12 protein-coding genes are annotated in these 16,767 nt (G+C 43.3%); 3 read left to right on the top strand and 9 right to left on the bottom strand.

What is annotated here, in order from left to right; all coding sequences use genetic code 11:
• Positions 1 to 3: 3 nt before the first annotated feature.
• On the bottom strand, positions 4 to 1,266 hold the full coding sequence (locus tag B2746_RS10715; protein ID WP_290793352.1) for a NupC/NupG family nucleoside CNT transporter: 1,263 nt from the start codon (positions 1,264 to 1,266) through the stop codon (positions 4 to 6).
• 127 nt (positions 1,267 to 1,393) lie between these two features.
• Between B2746_RS10715 and B2746_RS10710 the strand changes: the two genes are divergently transcribed.
• Positions 1,394 to 5,074 (top strand): T9SS-dependent choice-of-anchor J family protein, encoded by a 3,681-nt coding sequence (locus B2746_RS10710; RefSeq protein ID WP_290793350.1) that lies wholly within the window; start codon positions 1,394 to 1,396, stop codon positions 5,072 to 5,074.
• 1 nt (position 5,075) lies between these two features.
• Complete coding sequence (gene mqnE, locus B2746_RS10705; RefSeq protein WP_290793348.1) at positions 5,076 to 6,218, top strand: aminofutalosine synthase MqnE; 1,143 nt, start codon at positions 5,076 to 5,078, stop codon at positions 6,216 to 6,218.
• Here mqnE and B2746_RS10700 read toward each other — a convergent pair.
• The 6 genes from B2746_RS10700 to B2746_RS10675 all read right to left on the bottom strand — a co-directional run bounded on the left by B2746_RS10700 (position 6,197) and on the right by B2746_RS10675 (position 13,301).
• Entirely contained in the window at positions 6,197 to 7,654 is a 1,458-nt protein-coding gene (locus B2746_RS10700) for a TolC family protein (RefSeq protein WP_290793346.1), read from the bottom strand. The two genes, mqnE and B2746_RS10700, sit on opposite strands and share 22 nt — an antisense overlap.
• Before the next feature lie 9 nt (positions 7,655 to 7,663).
• On the bottom strand, positions 7,664 to 9,025 hold the full coding sequence (locus B2746_RS10695; protein ID WP_290793344.1) for an HlyD family secretion protein: 1,362 nt from the start codon (positions 9,023 to 9,025) through the stop codon (positions 7,664 to 7,666).
• A 1-nt stretch (position 9,026) separates the two neighbouring features.
• On the bottom strand, positions 9,027 to 10,727 hold the full coding sequence (locus tag B2746_RS10690; RefSeq protein ID WP_290793342.1) for a peptidase domain-containing ABC transporter: 1,701 nt from the start codon (positions 10,725 to 10,727) through the stop codon (positions 9,027 to 9,029).
• Positions 10,728 to 10,801: 74 nt separating this feature from the next.
• Positions 10,802 to 12,226: an L-serine ammonia-lyase gene (locus B2746_RS10685; protein WP_290793340.1), complete on the bottom strand. Its 1,425-nt coding sequence runs from the start codon at positions 12,224 to 12,226 to the stop codon at positions 10,802 to 10,804.
• A 39-nt stretch (positions 12,227 to 12,265) separates the two neighbouring features.
• Positions 12,266 to 12,748: an FKBP-type peptidyl-prolyl cis-trans isomerase gene (locus B2746_RS10680; RefSeq protein WP_290793338.1), complete on the bottom strand. Its 483-nt coding sequence runs from the start codon at positions 12,746 to 12,748 to the stop codon at positions 12,266 to 12,268.
• A 211-nt stretch (positions 12,749 to 12,959) separates the two neighbouring features.
• Positions 12,960 to 13,301 carry a hypothetical protein gene (locus tag B2746_RS10675; RefSeq protein ID WP_290793336.1) on the bottom strand — a complete coding sequence of 114 codons (342 nt, stop codon included), beginning with the start codon at positions 13,299 to 13,301 and terminating at the stop codon, positions 12,960 to 12,962.
• A gap of 74 nt (positions 13,302 to 13,375) precedes the next feature.
• Between B2746_RS10675 and B2746_RS10670 the strand changes: the two genes are divergently transcribed.
• Positions 13,376 to 14,248 (top strand): hypothetical protein, encoded by an 873-nt coding sequence (locus B2746_RS10670; protein WP_290793333.1) that lies wholly within the window; start codon positions 13,376 to 13,378, stop codon positions 14,246 to 14,248.
• Here the strand turns inward: B2746_RS10670 and B2746_RS10665 are convergent, their stop codons facing one another.
• Positions 14,249 to 15,634 carry an undecaprenyl-phosphate glucose phosphotransferase gene (locus B2746_RS10665; protein WP_290793331.1) on the bottom strand — a complete coding sequence of 462 codons (1,386 nt, stop codon included), beginning with the start codon at positions 15,632 to 15,634 and terminating at the stop codon, positions 14,249 to 14,251.
• A gap of 35 nt (positions 15,635 to 15,669) precedes the next feature.
• Positions 15,670 to 16,758: a non-hydrolyzing UDP-N-acetylglucosamine 2-epimerase gene (gene wecB / locus B2746_RS10660; protein ID WP_290793328.1), complete on the bottom strand. Its 1,089-nt coding sequence runs from the start codon at positions 16,756 to 16,758 to the stop codon at positions 15,670 to 15,672.
• Positions 16,759 to 16,767: the final 9 nt, after the last annotated feature.

Here is a 16,767-nt window from a genome sequence, read left to right as displayed (position 1 = left end):
GAGTTACATCAATATTCCTGCAATGGTGGCGCTCAGGTAAGATGCCAGAGTTCCGCACAATAATGCCTTTAATCCCAACCGGGCAAGGTCAGCTCTTCGTCCGGGTGCGATCTCCCCTATACCTCCGATCTGCATACCAACCGAACTGAAATTGGCAAAACCGCAGATGGCAATACTTACAATCAGCAAGCCTTTATCAGAAACCACCGGAACAGAATTATTTGTCAGATTCTGGAAAGCCACAAATTCATTGATGGTGAGTTTTTGTCCCAATAACGTAGCTACACTATCCACATCATTCATAGGCACCCCCATTGCCCAGGCAAAGGGATAAAAGATTTTACCGAATATATAGTTGAGACTGAGTTCAAATTCAGGATTGAAAATATGACCGATTTTGATAAGGATCCAATCTAGACAGGCAATCACAGCAATGAAACCAATCAGCATGGCAATAACATTCATCGCAATTTTAAATCCATCACCGGCACCATGTGAAATGGCATCTACCACATTGGTATAATGGCTTTTTACTTCCAGTTTAACCCGGCCAAGTGTCTGACTTTCTTCGGTTTCAGGAAATACAATTTTTGAAATCACCAGTGCACCAGGAGCTGCCATCAGACTGGCCATAATCAGTTTGGGTGCAAGATCCAGTCCGGCCTGTGCCCCCATATTTGCATACACCACCAGAATGCCACCTGCAATACAAGCCAGACTCCCACTCATACTTGCCAGCAATTCACTACGGGTCATCGTCTGAAGATAAGGGCGTATCATCACCTGCGCCTCCACCTGCCCTACGAATGCGGATGCCACATTACTCAGTGCTTCGGCTCCACTTACCCGCATTACAAAATTCATTGCTTTGGCAATAACAGCCACAATGCGTTGCATTATTCCAAAATGATAAAAGATAGCTACAAGTGCACAAACAAGGATAATGGTTGCCGTAACATTAAAGGCAAAAACAAAGCCCCCGCCAACATAATTTCCGATTGTGCCATCCGGTTGGTAAGCTCCCAATCCGCCATAAACAAAAGCAGCCCCCTTTCGGGCGAAGACTTCAATCTTTTCCATTCCCTTTCCTAAAAACTGGAAAAACTTGGTTACCGCAGGTACTTTTAATACCAGGATGGCTATTAGAAGCTGTAATGCAATACCACTTCCAACCACCCTTAGATTAATCTTCTTTTTATTATTAGAGAATAAATAGGCGATCCCTAATATCAAAACTATTCCGATCAGACCCTGGAATCTATCCATGCAGTGTGTGTTTTTGGTGCCAGCAAGATAGAAGTTTTTACAATAAATACAGATTTCCCTGTAGACCATTGCGCCAAGCATGGCTTTCGGCCTTTATATTTGTATTTCGCCAAGGGAAAAGCAGTTCATGTTCAAGAATTTATTAATTACGATCTTTTTTATTTTAGGTTTATTCGCTTCCCTATCGGCGCAGGACCCCATTATCCGACCGGGAAAAGGTATTAAAATCGGAGGAAGTCCAACCATATATAACCTGAAAATTCCACCTGGAAAGCAAAATACGATCGTACGCGACCGGCATGGCCTGCTTTGGAACAGGGGAAAACGAAAGGGACCGGTTTTACGAAAAGACCCAACTGCCCTATACCTCAAAGAAGATCCATTGCGATTTGGTCGGCCGGGACGAATCAACCGCCCCTTATCCGGAACGGTTTTATCGCCAGAAATAAGTGTAAATCAGGAAGGCATGTCGGCGGCAGAACTAACTCCTGCTGATCCAACGATCTGCGTTGGGCCAAACCATATAATTCAGATGGTAAATGGACCCTCCGGTGCTTATTTTCAGATTTTTAATAAAAGCGGGGCTACCCTTACGGAGCCTGTATACCTTGACAACCTTACCCAGGAATCAGGTTATAGTGGCGCAGGGGATGGAATTTGTTTGTATGACCAATATGCCGACCGCTTTGTAATGATGGAGTTTGGAACGCCTGCCGGTAGTGGAGATATCAACACCCTGATCTTTTATGTATCTCAGACAAATGATCCGCTGGGTGCCTGGTACATTTATAAATTTACGGATACCAGCTTTTTTCCGGATTATCCCAAGATTTCAGTTTGGCCCGATGCCTGGTATGCAACTTCAAGAGATTTTACCCTGCCTGACAATATTTTCTCAGGTGTTTCCCTGTTCGCTTTTAACAAGGAACAAATGCTGAATGGTGAGCAGACAATTCAGATGCAACGGGTACGCCTAAGCGATGTTAACAAATACGATGGGATTGCGCCTATCAATGCATTCGGAAATGCTTTGCCTGATCCGGGATCACCAGGGTTATTTGCCTTTCGGAATGATGATGCCAGAACAACCCAGGAAGATGCCGACAGCATCGGGCTACTTGCTTTTTCAGTGGATTTCAATAATTCCGCTAACAGTAGCCTCGTAAATGCAGGATCGGTACCAACTACCCCATTCAATACAACCCTCTGTGATGAGGGTGGTTATTTTCAGGCATGTATTCAAACACCAGGCAACAATAACCGGTTGATGGCTACCACCAGTTTTGTGATGGATAAACCGGTGTACCGTCGATTCCCGACGCATGAATCCATATTAATTTACCATACGGTAAATGCAGGTTCTCCCGGAATTGCCGGATTTCGCTGGCATGAATTGCGACGAACAGGAGCAGCCTGGTCGCTCTATCAGGAAGGCACTTATTCACCGGATAACACACATCGTTTTTATCCTTCGATGAATATCAATGCACTGGGACAGATTGCTGCTGTTTACAACGCCTCCTCCTCCACCCTTTGGCCATCTATTCGGGTAACAGGCAGAAATGAAGACGATGTTTTGGGAAGCCTTCCAGCAGATGAAACTTCCATTGTAACAGGTTCAGGTTATGGCACATTCTCTGCACGCTGGGGCGATTATAATATGATTGCTCCTGATCCGGTTGCAGATTCCATATTCTGGCTTACTTCCATGTATGGAGCACAAGGCGGCTGGAAAACCCGGGTTTCTGCAATTAAACTGGCACCCAATAAAAATAATGATGCCAAACTTGCCGGTATTCAATCGCCCCTGAATGGACAGATATTTTGTACCGCATCCAGCTTTAATACCACCATCCAACTGGCTAACAGTGGAAATCTCCCACTAACCAGTGCCCGCATCAACTGGCGATTAAATAATGGTTCCGTACAATTCATTAACTATACCGGCAATCTCGCATTCGGACAATCCGCTACCATTAACTTACCCATCACCGTTAGTGCCGAAGGAAATTATAATTTACAGATCTTTGTCAGCCTTCCAAATGGTGTGCCCGACGAACGTGCATTTAATGATAGTCTGACAGTCAGTTTTGTATTACAACCACCACTTACCGGCACTATTTCACAGGGATTTGAAGGCACAACTTTCCCTCCTGCACGATGGAGTATTCTGAATCCAAATACCGGAAGCCTAAGCTGGGCGCGCACCACACTGGCAAGCAAATCCGGTTCAGCTTCTGCCTTTCTGAATATATTCAATTATAATTCGCCCGGCGACCTGGATTACCTGATTGCTCCTTCCATGCAATTGAACAATGTAGACTCTGTGATCATCCGGTTTGCACACGCTTATAAACCCTATTCAAACTCGCCGGATTTTGCTGATACGTTAATGCTGATGGCTTCACTGGATTGCGGAAATACGTTTACCGAATTGATCTGGAAACAGGGCGGCAGTAATCTTGCAAGCACTTCAGGCACTACAGGAGACCTTAACTGGATCCCTGCCAATGAAGAATGGACTGAAAATCGGTTAAGTATTCCTGTTAGCAGGTTCAATGGTGCCGGAAATGTCCGGTTTGCATTTGTTTCAATAAATAAATTCGGACAGAATATATTTCTGGACGACATTCAGCTGATCCCCTTTTCGCTTCCTGCCCGCGATCTTGCACTCAGACAGATTTCCGAACCACCAGAAAGAATCTGCTCCAATGAATTCAGTCCATCTATTGAATTAACTAATAGCGGCCGAACAACCATTTCAAGTTTCCGGATTTTCCTACAGTTAAATGATGGACCAATTGTTAGCCGCACAATAACAGGATTAAACCTCACCAGCGGAAGCAATTATATCTTAAACTACGACAGCAGTTTCACTGGCCTGGACAATGGTGTAAATCAATTCAGGGTATATACAGACCGGCCGAATGGTCTGGCAGATTTACTTCCGGTCAATGACACGCTGACGAAACGTGTTTTTCTCTTTGAAGAAACAAACATTCCACTTACTGAAAGTTTTGAACAGGGAATTTTCCCTCCGGCCAATTGGGATTTTCAGGGCAGATCCAATAATCCGGGCTGGCAGATTGCAGCCGGACCTGCAACCAATGGCCTACGATCCGCCCTGATCAGAAACTATATCAACAGCAGTAAAGGTGATCGCGATGAGTTGTTCCTACCGCCTGTAAGAGCAGGTTTGGTTGATTCCGTGTATCTGAAATTTGACCTGGCCTACCTGGCTTCCAAACCGGCCGGCCAGCCAACGGATACGCTCGAAATCTGGCTGACAAAAAATTGTGGTGCAGATTCAGTGCTGTTATTTTCACAATGGGGCCAGGAATTGCAAACAGTAACTGATCCCAATACACCCGGAACGGTCGAATTCGTGCCATCACAACGCAGCCAATGGAGGACAGACTCCATCGATCTTACCAAATTGGTGGCACCTAATGAGGCTTTCCAGATCTTCTTCCGGAATATCAACCAGCAGGGCAACAATCTTTACCTCGATAACATACAGCTCTATACCTTAACTTTGCCGCCGATATTGAAAGAACAGGGTTACCTGGTGGTTCCAAACCCAACAGACGGTCAGTTACAGGTGCGGCATTATCGGGAACTCGAGAACCTTCGGCGCATTGAAGTTGTTAATGCATTAGGTCAAACTGTATGGTCCAGATCTTATTCCGGAAATGCCAGCAGTTTTATCCCGGTAGATATCCGTCGGCATGCAGCTGGTACCTATTATGTTCGACTGATTTATACCAACAAGGTTCGCAGTACGAAAATAATAAAGACCACCCTTTAAGATGACGCAAGAAGCATTTGAACAAATTCAATCCACACAGCCGGATTCCGATTTACAACGGATAGGAAAAAAAATATTTCTGGGCGAAAGAATCCTTCCGGATGAAGCATTGTTGCTGTTTGAAAAAGCAGGCTTATCCTGGTTGGGAGCACTCGCCAATCATGTCCGCGAAACCAAACACGGAGATACCACTTATTTCAACCGGAATTTTCATATAGAACCCACCAATATTTGTGTATTCAGTTGTAATTTCTGTTCCTATTCCCGCTTATATGCCCACAAAGAAGAAGGATGGGAACTGACTGCTGATCAAATGCTGGATATCGTAAAAAAATACGATGGTCAACCTGTAACGGAAGTTCATATTGTAGGTGGAGTTCATCCTAAATTAACACTTCACTTTTTTGCAGATCTGCTGAAAAAAATAAAAGCCCATCGCCCTGATCTACATGTAAAAGGTTTTACTCCGGTTGAACTGGATTATATGTTCCGAAAAGCCAAAATGAGCCGCAGGGAAGGCATGCAATTTTTAAAGGACGCCGGATTGCAATCATTACCGGGAGGTGGCGCAGAAATATTTGCACCTGAAATCAGAAAACAGATTTGTGAAGACAAGGTAGATGGTGCGGGCTGGTTGGAAATTCACCGTATTGCACATGAATTGGGCATGCACAGCAATGCTACCATGTTGTATGGACATATTGAAAGCTTCCGTGATCGGATTGATCATATGGAACAATTGCGTCAATTACAGGATGAGACAGGTGGTTTCAATACATTTATTCCCTTGAAATTCCGCAATAAAGACAATGCCATGAGTCATATTCCGGAAAGCACCATTGTGGAAGATATGCGTATGTATGCGATTGCCCGAATTTATATGGATAACTTCCCGCACCTCAAAGCTTACTGGCCAATGCTGGGTCGTAATAATGCACAACTCACGCTTTCCTTTGGGGTGAATGATATTGATGGCACCATAGATGATTCAACGAAAATTTATTCAATGGCCGGATCAGAAGAGCAAACACCTACCATGAGCACCAGTGAACTTGTACAACTGATTCGACAGGCAAGACGCAAACCGGTTGAACGAGATACACTCTATTCTGTAGTTAAAGATTATTCAGAAGTGGAAGTATAAGGTAGTTGTCCCCAACGGCCACCCGCCCAAACAAGTCCGGCTTTTGATTTGTACCACTTCGTTTTGAGTTCAATCAGCTTCTGGAGTGACTCCAGCACTTTATTTTCTCGTGCATTCAACAGGAACAAGGTACTTTCTCCAACATTGAATCGCAGACTTTCTCCACGGAACAAACGCATATAATTGGCATATGCATTTTCGTTAATGGAGATCTGTTTGCGAAGGGTCATTAGCTCATTATAATAATTCCGAACCTTGTTTTCGATTTCCAATTGCAGTTGATCAATATCAAGATTGGTTTGCCTTATTTTAATTTGGGCCTGTTGATAAGCTCCCCTCCCCTGTCGGAGAAATAAAGGCATCTGAAATGAAAATCCGATTTTATAATTGTTTTCCAAAAATGCTCTATCCAGTTTATCAACCACATTATACCCTTTATTGAGCAGATTATATTTAAGATCAGCCTTGGGCAAAAGGCTTTGAAATTTTAATCTTCTTTCGATTTCCTGAACGCCCAGCTTATACTCATAGGCTTTTAATTTCGGATGTTCCAGTCTGGCACTGGTTACCAGCTCATCCAGAGGTGGAAGGTCAAGATTCCAGTCGTTTAGGGTTGTCCAGTTAGTATCAGGAATAATCTGGTCACTCCATTCAAAGGATCGATTTTCTGCCTGCCATAAAAAATTCGAGAGGTCCAATCCTGCATTCTGAAATTGCAACCAGGCATCTGCTTCAAGTAACTGAAATTGTTGCAACTGGGTTAAGGCTTCTGTTGTATCGATGGCTGCCCTTAGCCCCTGCTCGGCTTCCAGCCTTATAAACCGGTATCGATCTGCATTTACCTGAACTGCTTCATTCAAAATGCGATATACCTGGTAATTACGGACCCATGTCCAATACACAGCCAGTGATTCATTCAGCAAATCGTTAATCAGATTTTGCCGTTCTGCAGCAGTCTGATTAAGCATTATTTTTGCCTGTTGTAGAACGGCCCTACGTTTGTCCAGCACCAGGTCTTTAGCAAGTGGAACACTGATACCCAGATAACTTGTTTTCCCCAGCGATCGTTCATTCGCTGTTCTGGTTCCTATTACTTCTTCCAATCCACCATATAGTTCAATACCATACCAGGTAGGGATGGCAATTTCCGGATTGAAATAATTATAATAGAGCTGTTCATCAAAGGTTTTTTTATCGAAGCTGGTGGAGAGGACGGGATCAAATGCACCCCGGCTTTCGCGGATAAAAGCACCTGCCTGATCCACCTGTAAATTTGCTTGCTGCAAATAGGGATGAAACTGGCGGATAATTGCCAGTAATTGTTGTTCACTTAGTGTAAAGCGAATGGAGTCAGCTGCTTGTGCCCAGCTATTGATCGGAAAGAACAGGGATCCAATAATCAATAAGTAATAAACCCGTTTTACTAATAGCCGCATTGTCTTCAATTAGATCGATGATTTACCTTTCTTTTCATCCGTTCCACCTTTTTGGGGAACATAATAATCTGGCGGGAAGCCATTGATATTCCGCCATAATTCATACCAGATTGGAACATCCTTAAGTAATGCAATACCAATGGCACCCGTTCCCATTCGAAGTGCTTTGGGCCATGGTTTATCTTTGGGATCCTCCGTTACCAATATTCTGAAAAGTCCGTTTTCACTAACCGAACTTTCCACCGCAGTAATAATGCCGCCAAATGTTCCATAGGACGCTTCCGGCCATCCGCTGAAAACTATGGCAGGAAAACCATCAAATACAAATCGTACTTTTTGTCCGGTTGCAACAAGTGGCAGATCTACCGGTTTCACAAAAACCTCCACCGCATATTGATAATTGGTTGGTACAATTTCAACCAGCATTTCACCCTCTTTTACAACTTCATTCAACCCTGATTTTCTTGCTTTTGTAACCTGTCCATCCTGAGGAGCCAGCACATAATACAACTGGTTTCGGATATCATAACTTGTATACAGGTTTTCCAGTTTGGCAATATCCCCCATGCCGGCGGCAATTTCAGATGAAGTGGTAAAACGCTCTCCCTCAGCCTTGGATATTTTTTCGAGGTATTGCTGTCGTTCTCCATTGAGTTCAAGCTGCAGCCTTGTCCATTCCTGGAACGAATTGGCTAGTTTGATTTCTGCACTTGTTCTTTTTGCCATGGCATCCTGAACAGCCTGGCTTCTTTGTTCGAGTGACAAGAGTGAGGCTACGCCAGAATCGTAGAGAACACGCTGACGTTTGAATTGTTCCTGTTTAAAACGGAGATCATTTTGAGCAGCCTGCAACTCCATACTATCACTCCGGATTTTGAATTGCTGTTGCTGAATTTTATTCTCGAGTTCTTTTACTTTAAGTTCTAATCCTTGTTTTAGAAAAACCAATTGCTGATTAATGGTGCTTACTTTCCCTTTGTAATTTTCTACCGCATCCTGTTTGGCAGAGAGTTGTTCTTTTGTTCTTGGTACCAGATTGGGATCCAGGTAATCGACTTTTACCTCTGCCAATTGCAGGATGGTATCGCCTTTTTTTACAAGATCTCCTTCCTTTACATGCCAGTTAACGATGCGGCCTCCTATTATGGCATTTAATTCCTGCGGACGTTGTTCCTGTCTGGGAGTTGTAACCGCACCTCTAGAACGAATGTTTTGAGTCCAGGGCAAAAACAAACACACAACCAGCATGCCGAGCACACTCAACATCCAGATTTTTACCTTACTCGACCTGTTAATCATGTAAACAGCGTCAAAAGAGGAAAATTGTTTTCCGGGAGCCTGCCGGGCAATTATTTCTTTTACGTGTTCCATATTATTTACTTGTTAGCTGTTCTTTGATTGTTTCCCATTTGCCGATTGCTTTGATACTCCCTTCTTCCAGATAAATCACGAGATCTGCTCTTGGAGAGAAGCCGGTATCATTACTGATAATAATTCCGGTTGTTGCTGGCAATTGATTCAGCAGATAATCTTTTATGCGATCGCAATAAGTTGGTTCCAATCCAAGCCAGGGTTCTTCCAAAAGCAAAAACGAAGGTGAATTTACAAGCGCTCTGAGTAACAGAAGTTTCTGAACTACTTTCTTCGGCAGTCGTTCTCCCATTGGATTAATCATCATTTCAAGTCCGCTTTTTGTACTAATGAAAAACTGGCGTAATCCTACAATATCCGCCAGCTGCATTATTTCATCAATCGAAACTTTATCATTTCCCATGGTGATATTTTCCAACAGACTTCCCTCAAACAATTCCTGATTACTGAGAAATACGCCGGTCCGTCTGCGGAAAGAACTGAAATCATATTGCTCCATGGGAAGGTTATTATAGGCAACGGTTCCTTCAAATGGCTGGTAAGCGCCACTTAAAACTCGTATCAACGTAGACTTGCCTGAACCATTTGCCCCCATCACCTGTACTTTTTCACCTGGTTTGATATGAAAGCTGAGATCATTCAAAATCGTTTGTCCATCACGGTATGCAAAGCTTAAATCCTTCACCAATATTTCAACTCCGGTTGGATAAGGAATCAACTCTCTTTTACCATCCTGTTCCAGTTGCTGGTCGGTTACTTTTTCCAGTTTCTCCAGGGATGTCAGAATATCATATACATTATCGATATTAACGATTAGCTTTTCAACGGAAGTTATAACAAGCAGAATGATAATTTCCGCAGCCACAAACTGACCGATATTCAATTGTGTATCGACCAATAAAATTACCCCCACAATTAACATGGCGGCAGTAATAGCCACTTTAAACCCGATCAGTGCCCAGTATTGCAGTTTAAGTATTCTAAAATGCCGGGTTCTTGCACTAAGGTAATCGGTAACAATTTTATCAGTTCTTTGCAAATGCAGGCTTGAATCTCGCGCAAATTTGAAATTCGTTACCACTCTTGCAATTTCTTCCAGCCATCCCCCTACTTCATATTTATGATCACTTTCCTCCACACTTGTTTCAAGGCCCTTAGTACTTGTCATTCGAATAATCAGGTAAACTATGGAGACAAAGACAAGGCTGAATAAAATGAAAATGGGGTGATAAAAAGAAAGAAGGATCAGGCCGAATATAATCTGAATAGTGGCGGTTGGGAAATCCAGCAATAATTTTGAAAGTCCTTTTTGCAGCAATGCTGTATCAAAAAATCGATTGGTCAGCTCGGGTAAAAAATAGCCATCTACACTTTTCAAATTCAGGCGGGGCAGGGTTTGTGCATATTCGAAGGAATACCGTACAAAGACCTGTTGTTCAATTTTTTCGATCAGTTTCATCTGGTTCACCTGGAAAAGTCCGTTAAAAAACACCCCAAGTACTACCAGTATAATTAAAACAACAATGGAGGTAGATATGGCTCCACCCAAAACAAAACTTACGATGGACTGAATACCGAGCGGAAGGGATAGTTGAACCAGTCCATTAAGCACGGCATAAAAATAAATTGCCGTGATATCTTTCTTTTGAAAGCGTAGTATTTTCAGTATCCTTTTTAAAGGATTCATACCTAATACAGCCATAGCTACAGGTCATTTACAAGTTTCGTTCAAAGAGAGTTCCAGCTGCAATAACAGTGATTCAACAGAATTGTTGATCAACATTCCGGCAAACTTAAGGGAATATTTAAAGCAAGTCCGCCATCTGCCGTTTCTTTGTATTTACTATTCATGTCCTGAGCGGTATCCCACATCGTTTTAACGACGGCATCCAGGGAAACTTTGGCAAAATCAGGAGCACTTTGAAGGGCTAACTGGGAAGCGGTGATCGCCTTTATGGCACCCATTGTATTCCGTTCAATGCAGGGTACCTGAACCAGCCCGCCTATTGGGTCACAGGTCAGTCCCAGATGGTGTTCCATGGCAATTTCTGCTGCCATCAAAGCCTGCCTTTGTGTTCCTCCGCGGCATTCAGTTAGGGCTGCAGCAGCCATGGAGGAAGATACGCCGATCTCCGCCTGACATCCACCCATTGCGGCGGAAATGGTAGAGCCTTTTTTGAAGATGCTGCCAATTTCTGCAGCAGTTAATATAAACTGTATAATTGATTCATCAGAAGCTTCACAAAAAACTGCATAATATTGGAGCACAGCCGGAATTACACCCGCAGCTCCATTGGTTGGTGCCGTTACCACCCTTCCAAAAGAAGCATTTTCCTCATTTACAGCCAGCGCAAAACAGGAGACCCAATCCAGAATATATTGAAAATCGGAACCGCCTGCGCGGATGGCAGCTACCCATTCTTCGTAATTATTGTAGGTGCGCTCTCTTAGGAGTTTCTTATTTAATGCAGCTGCCCTGCGTTTTACCGATAACCCGCCGGGTAACATCCCCTCCGTATGGCATCCGCGATACATACAGCTTTTCATCACTTCCCAAATCTTCATTATTCCGGCTCTTGTTTCAGCTTCCGGCCGCCAGGCAGTTTCATTTTCCGCTACAATTTCATGAATCGATAAACCGGTCTTTCGACACCAGTGTAATAAATCATCGGCTTTATCAACGGGAAATGGGGGTTCTATCCGATCCTGTTTATGCACTTCATCACCTTCCTGTGTAATAAATCCTCCCCCAATCGAATAATAAGTGGAGTGAAGCGTACGTCCATCCTTTAATAAAGCATGGAACCTAAGTGCATTCGGGTGAAATGGAAGAAATTCTTTTGTATGAAAAACCAGTTGCCGGGATACATCAAAAGACAGGGAACAGGTGCCTTTCAAGGTTAAAATCCCGTCTTTCCGGATTTTTTCAATTTTGGATGTAATGGATTCTACCTCACAGGTTACCGGATCTTCACCCATCAGGCCCATTAATACGGCAATATCAGTCCCATGCCCTTTTCCGGTTTTTGCCAGTGAACCAAATAGGTCTATAGCAATATCTTCTACCTGATCTAGGCTGCTCGTTTCTTCAACTGTTGACAGAAAAGCAAGTGCAGCCCTCCAGGGACCCAGGGTATGAGAACTGGACGGACCAACACCAATTTTGAAAATATCAAATACAGAGATTGGCTCGTATGACAAGCGACATGGTTTTGAACGAAATTAGGGAAAAGCAAAGGCTTAGTAGAATTCTACCAGTTCAACCTCAAAAAAGAGGATAGAGTTAGCTGGTATATTCCCGTTATCCCTGCATCCATATCCTAATGCAGAAGGGAGAACCATTTTTATTTTTCCACCTTTCTTAATTTTTGGGATTGCGATCTGCCAACCGGGAATCAGACTTCTAAGTGCCCAACCCGTTTTTTTAGGGTCTGACTGGGAATCAAATACGGTACCATTTGTCAATTTTCCTGTGTATTTGATTTCTATTAGTGAATTCAGGTTTGGTGTTCCTCCGGTGCCCGGATTAATTATTTCATAATATAGACCGGATTCATCCTTGATACCATTGATATTATTGGCAGTATTATAGGCCAGAATAGCCTGTTCCTCATCTGCAGGTGGAACAACCGTGCAGGTAGTTTCGGGGTTGGATTTATTACAATGCCAGCTGCTGAAAGCCAGTAAAACCATCGAAAAGAGTACAATAATCTTTTTCACCATTATCCTGAATTTTGCGCGAATATATAGATTGCCAATGGTATAGACCACTAAAGAGTGAGATATGTTGCATGGGGGAAGGAAAGGAGACAAGGGAGGAAGAGAAAAAAAGGACGGAAGAGGAACCGCCTTTTTTCGGCCTGGCCGTGTTGCCAAATTCCCCAGAGATCGAGGTGTTGCGTCTGTATACTAAATGACCCGTCGGGTATATGTCCTATTCCTCCCTTGCCTCCTTTTCCTCCCCTTTCTCCTTTGTCTCCCCCTTCTTCAATTCCCAATACCGCTGCTCATACTGATCCCATTGGTATTGCTTGTAGAAAATTGCCATGAAGGTTACAATCGCCAGTAAAGCAATGATTAAAACAATGGGGTTAAACTGGCTGCCTGCCACCATCCCGGCTCGTTTGTACCATCCGGTTGCATAATTGATAAAGATGGGTACACCCAGTAAAAGCCCAATAGGTAATCCTATCAGCCATTGCCGGAAGGTCTTTTTCTGGCGATCCCTGTTCTGTTCCCAATAGACTAAAAAATCCTTTTCTTCCTGGCTTAGCATGACTGCGTTTTGGCAAAAATAAGCCTACCGCCGATTTTTTACTTAATTTGTGCTTCAACCAATACCCGATTGCATTGAAAATTGATCATCTTATTACCCAGTATCTATACCAGCAGAAGAAAGTGAGTTTGCCCGGCATTGGTACCTTTACCATGGAAAATGGTTCCGTCAGCTTCAGTAATAAAACTGATGCTGAAATGAGCCCGGATTTAATTGAATTCATTCGGACCCACACAGGCAAAATGACAGCCCTGGCTACTTCTGATCTGGAATCCTATATTATGCTGAATAAACAGTTTTTAAATATTGGGAAGGCGCTGCATTTTGAAGGAATCGGAACATTGGTAAAAGCTAAAGAAGGATTATTTGAGTTTACGCCTGGAGAAATGGTAACGGAGCGGCTGGATGACCGGCAGCCGGAAAGCAGAAGATCCACTGTATTTGAAGATAGTACCCGATACGATGCCCAAAGCGGGAATGGAAGAAAATTAGCCGTTTTCATTGGCATCGCAGCAACATTAGGCATCATTATCTGGGGGGGATGGAAATGGTCGCAATCAGGATCAGGGAATGGCAAAGCGGATAGTTCAACTGCAGTTGCCGTAATTCAACCGGAAACAAGTCCCCAACCCGATACCAATCGGACGATGGTTCAGGATTCCATCAGCAGAAAGCCACTTATTGATACAACCAATAGCACTTCTGCGTCCAACCCGGCCAGGTATAAGTTCATCATTGAAACCACCAACCGAAAAGCCCGGGCATTAAAACGTTACAGTCAGCTTGCTGAAATAAAAAGCGGAATTAAAATGGAAACCACTGATTCCGTGTCGTATAAATTATTCTTTGTAATTCCGGCCATGCCTGCTGACACAACCCGAATCAAAGATTCACTCCGGCTTTTTTATGCCAGCCGAATTGTTACAGTGGAGAAAGAGGGGAATTGATCAGAATGCGTTTTTATCGCCTTTAACGGAAAGAAAGGCCGTCATCAATATGATTTTCAAATCGAGCAGTAAGGTCCAGTTTTCCATATACCAGATATCATGCTCAATACGCTTCTGCAGGAATAAATTATCGGTAATCTCACCTCTGAAACCATTTACCTGGGCCCATCCGGTAACCCCTGGTTTTACAAAGTGGCGGATCATGTATTGCTTGTAGATATTCGCAAAATCTTCGGTATGTTTCAGCATATGCGGGCGCGGACCAACCACCGACATATCACCCAGAAATACATTGAAAAACTGAGGCAGTTCGTCAATATTGGTTTTCCGCATAAACCGGCCGATTTTGGTTACCCGGTCATCATTTCGGGTTACCTGTTTTTTATTCGCTTCATCGTTCATTCGTAAACTCCGGAATTTTATACAGAGAAAGGGCTGATTACTTTTACCAGAGCGCATCTGGGTAAAAAATACAGGGCCTCTGGAACTAAGCTTGATCAGAATGGCAATAATGGGGATTAACCAGGACAACAAAAACAGGATAATAATACTGCTGAAAGCAATATCAAACAGCCGTTTTTTGATCCGATTACCGGTATCTTCCAAAGGTTCATTCCGGAGAGAAAGCACCGGAATATTATCGATAAAATCGACATAGATATTCCGGTTCACAAAAATTTTATAATCGGGCACAAAACGAAAATGAATAAACTGACTTTCGGCCTGTTTTGCCAGCTCATACAAGTCAGGGAAATGTTCAGGTGCAAGGGTGGAATAAATCTCCGTTACCTTGTTTTGGATGACAAAGGGCATAATATCTTTTATGCCGCCTGCAATCGGATAACTCGGCTCCGCAGACAGGCGTTCTTCATCTTCAAAACAGCCTGCCACATGAACAAATTTTGATTCCTCATTAAAGTAACGGATCAGCCTTTTACTTAACTCGTTATGCCCTACCACCACCACATTCTTCTGAAGTCGGAACCTACTTCGCAAAAAGAAGATCAGTATGTTAAACGCAATTCGATTAATGCTTAGAAGCAAGGCAAATCCGCCCACCACAAGCAGAATATACATTCTGGAATAAGGAAAATGATAGAGAAAAATAAACAGGAATAATATCAGAACCGTAATCAGGTAAGACTTGATGGTACGTTTATAAAAACCTTCAAAATCAAGCCAGTCTTTTGCAATATATAATCCGGTTAAATAAACAGATGCCATCCATACCAGATTGATAACAGCAAAAAACACATGATACGGTCCCTGGTCAAATGCCTGGGCCCGGTCAACAAACAGACTTACCAGTACCAGCACCAGGTTAAGGGAAATAATATCCCATAACCATAACATGGTGCGGTAAAATACGTACGAGAGTTTATTCATGGTTCAGGGTACAAGATATTGCGGAATCCTCAGGTTTAATAGAGTTCCTCTAGTTTTTTGATAATGCGTACGGCTGTTTTTCCGTCCCAAAGCGGAGGTACCTGTCCGGTTTTCCAGCTACCTGACATAATTTTTGCCAGATAGGGTTCCAGTTTGGTGGGATCAGTCCCAATCAATTCATTGGTTCCCATCGTAACCGTTTCAGGCCGCTCGGTTGAATCCCGCATGGTCATACAGGGTACATGTAAAACAGTCGCTTCTTCGGTTATGCCACCAGAATCCGTAATAACAGCCAGCGCATTTTTTACGAGGTAGATAAATTCAAGATAAGGCATCGGCTCTGCAAGAACCAGCTTCTCATTATTGAACCCAATGCTATCAAGAATTTTTTTTGTTCTTGGATGCACGGGGAAAATTACCGGAAGATCTCCTGTGGAACGGATGATAGTACCAAGCAAATGCTCCAGATTGGCAGGATCATCCACATTCGTCGGACGATGAAGCGTTAATAAAAAATATTTTTTTGCTTTCAGATTGGCGGCTCCCCAAAGTTCCGGCTCTATCAACCGATCTAGGTTCTGATGCAGGGTATCAATCATCGTGTTTCCAACAAAATGTATCCGGCTTTCTTCAACCCCTGTCTTGCGGAGATGTTCATTCGCAATTTCGCTGGTAGTGAAAAAATGATCTGTGATAGAATCCGTGACAATGCGGTTGATTTCCTCCGGCATCGTCATATCTCCGGAACGGATACCGGCTTCCACGTGAACCGCATCTATACAAAGCTTTTTTGCTGTAATGGTACAGGCCATGGTAGATGTAACATCTCCCACTACCAATATAAGATTGGGGCGATGCTCCATTAATTCCTTTTCAAAACGCACCATGATGGCCGCCGTTTGTTCTGCCTGCGTTCCTCCACCCGCTTCCAGATTGGCATGCGGTTCAGGAATCCCCAGTTGTTCAAAAAAATCAGCACTCATTTTTTTATCGTAATGCTGTCCGGTATGAACCAGGCGGTAGTCTGTTTTTGAACCTTCCGCCTGCCGTGCATGGATTGCCTTTATGATCGGTGCAATTTTCATAAAATTGGGACGAGCACCTGCAACTATTGTAATCTTCATGAATTGATA

Origin of the sequence: Flavihumibacter sp. UBA7668 (assembly GCF_002483205.1) — a bacterium.
In the GTDB taxonomy this organism is placed as follows: Bacteria; Bacteroidota; Bacteroidia; order Chitinophagales; family Chitinophagaceae; genus Flavihumibacter.
The sequence above is the reverse complement of the archived record's forward strand: the minus strand, read 5'-3'. Positions and strand labels throughout refer to the sequence as shown.